This window comes from Nocardia sp. NPDC058497 (assembly GCF_042720195.1).
Classification (GTDB): domain Bacteria; phylum Actinomycetota; class Actinomycetes; order Mycobacteriales; family Mycobacteriaceae; genus Nocardia.
In genome coordinates, this window is sequence record NZ_JBHXMY010000800.1 from 1 (window position 1) to 2,149 (window position 2,149).

Annotated in this window: 3 protein-coding genes; 2 read left to right on the forward strand and 1 reads right to left on the reverse strand. The window is 67.1% G+C overall.

Translation table 11 applies throughout. The features are described 5' to 3' along the window. The first annotated feature begins 42 nt into the window (after positions 1-42). Positions 43-942, forward strand: coding sequence for an ABC transporter permease (locus tag ACFWPJ_RS31130; protein ID WP_378856832.1), 900 nt, complete (start codon positions 43-45; stop codon positions 940-942). Continuing rightward, positions 942-1,808 (forward strand): ABC transporter permease, encoded by an 867-nt coding sequence (locus tag ACFWPJ_RS31135; protein ID WP_378856834.1) that lies wholly within the window; start codon positions 942-944, stop codon positions 1,806-1,808. The genes ACFWPJ_RS31130 and ACFWPJ_RS31135 overlap by 1 nt, the downstream gene beginning before the upstream one ends. A 55-nt stretch (positions 1,809-1,863) precedes the next feature. On the opposite strand, the gene ACFWPJ_RS31140 is transcribed toward ACFWPJ_RS31135, so the two are convergent. After that, positions 1,864-2,061 carry a hypothetical protein gene (locus ACFWPJ_RS31140; protein ID WP_378856836.1) on the reverse strand — a complete coding sequence of 66 codons (198 nt, stop codon included), beginning with the start codon at positions 2,059-2,061 and terminating at the stop codon, positions 1,864-1,866. Between the last annotated feature and the right edge of the window lie 88 nt (positions 2,062-2,149).

Sequence of the window (2,149 nt, forward strand, 5' to 3'; positions counted from 1 at the left end):
GTGTCTATAATGTGGTCTAGATCATATGGTACGGTCACCGGCATGGCACGCGTAGACGGCGAAGTCGCACCGGCCGGCGGTGGTGCGGCGGGGCGCGGTGGCCTGGATGTGCCGGAGCCGGATCAGGGCAGTGCCGCGCGGATTGTCCGGCGGAATTTCTCCGTCACCGTCCTTTCCAGCGTGGCCACTCTCGGCCGTGCGCTGCGAATCGGCGCCGGTGCCGTCTACATCGGCACCGCGGATGCGATGCGGTGGCGTTTCCAGGTCCACGAAACACTCGCGCAGGCATGGTTTCTGATCAGGGTCACGGCAGTACCGAGTATTTTGATGGCCATTCCGTTCGGTGTCATCGTTTCCGCGCAGGTCGGCAATATCGTGTCCGAACTCGGCGCCGATTCGATGATCGGCGCGGCGGGCGGGCTCGGTGTCATCAAACAGGGTGCGCCGATGGCCACCGCGATGCTGCTCGGCGGCGCGGGCGCCGCCGCCATCGCGGCGGATCTGGGCGCGCGGACCATCCGGGAAGAAGTCGACGCGCTGCGGGTGATGGGTGTCGACCCGGTGCAACGCCTGGTCGTGCCGCGCATCGCGGCGATGATGCTCGTCGCGCCGCTGCTCAATATCCTGATCATCTTCATCGGCGTCGCTTCCGGTTTCGTGGTCGCGGTGTCGGCGTTGAACGTCACGCCGGGCAGTTACTGGCAGTCGTTCGGGTCCTTCACCACGCCGGTCGACCTGTGGGTGTCGCTGGTCAAGGCGCTGATCTTCGGCTTCCTCGTCGTGGTCATCGCCTGTCAGCGGGGGCTGGAAGCCACCGGTGGGCCGCGCGGTGTCGCCGACGGTGTCAATGCCGCGGTCGTGATGTCCATCGCCGCGGCCGTCGTCCTCAACACCGTGATCACGCAGGTGGTCACCATGTTCTTCCCGGTGCGGATGGCGTGATGACCGCGGCTCCCTACTATCCCGTCGGTCTGCGCTGGGTCGGTCGGCTCCGGCGCACCCGGATCCGGCCGCTCGGTCCGATCGAGTCCATCGGCTTCGTGCTCGGATTCGGTTGGCAGGTGCTGTCTTCGGTGCCGTACACGCTCATGCGCTACCGCCGTCAGACGCTCACGATGGTGACGGACATGACCTGGGGTCGCGGCTCGGTGATCATCGGCGGCGGTGTGGTGCCGCTGATGCTGTTGCTCGGCGCCGCCATGGGCGCTTCCATCGGCATCGAGGCCTTCAGCGCGCTGAACCTGCTCTCGCTCGGTCAGCTCAGCGGACTCATCTCGGCGTTCGGTGTGACGCGGGAGCTCGCGCCGATCGCGGCCGGAATCGGGTTCGCGGCACAGGCCGGGTGCCGGATGACCGCCGAGATCGGGTCCATGCGCATCTCCGAGGAGATCGACGCACTCGAATCGCTCGGCATCCGGTCGGTGCCGTTCGTCGTGACGACCCGGGTGATCGCCGGAATCATCGCTGTCGCACCGGCATTCGTCGTCGCCCTGATTCTGAGCTACGCCTCGTGCGCGCTGATCGTCACCACGATCCACGGCACGCCGACGGGGACATACGACCACTACTTCGATCAGTTCGTGGTCGGCTGGGATGTGTTCGCCGCGACCGTGAAGGTGATGGTGTTCGCGGTGGCCGTCGTGCTGATCCACTGCTACCAGGGCTATTTCGCCACCGGCGGGCCCGAGGGCGTCGGGATCGGGTCGGGTCGGGCCATCCGCGCCAGCCTGGTGTCGATCATCGCCCTGGACATGATCGCCACCATCGTCCTGTGGGGATTCCAGTCTCCCGTCACGTTCACCGGGTGATGCCATGCCTGCCTATGCCCTGCCTGGAACAGAAGTCGGGCCACGTCGCGCCCGCCTACTCGGCGCGAGCGCTGTCGTCCTCACGCTGCTCGCTCTCCTCGCCTGGCGCGTCGCACCCGACAGCCGACCCGGCGACGAGATCCGGGTTGCGCTGCTGGTCGGCCAGATCGGTGCCGGCGTCGGACCGGGGACCGATGTCCGGCTCGACGGCGTGCGGGTCGGGTAGGTCGACGCGATCGAGTTCGCCGGACACGGCACCCAGCGAATCGGCCTGACACTGAACCGGTCACACCAGTTCGGGCTGACCGAGACAGTCACCGTCGACAACGCGCCGGGCAACC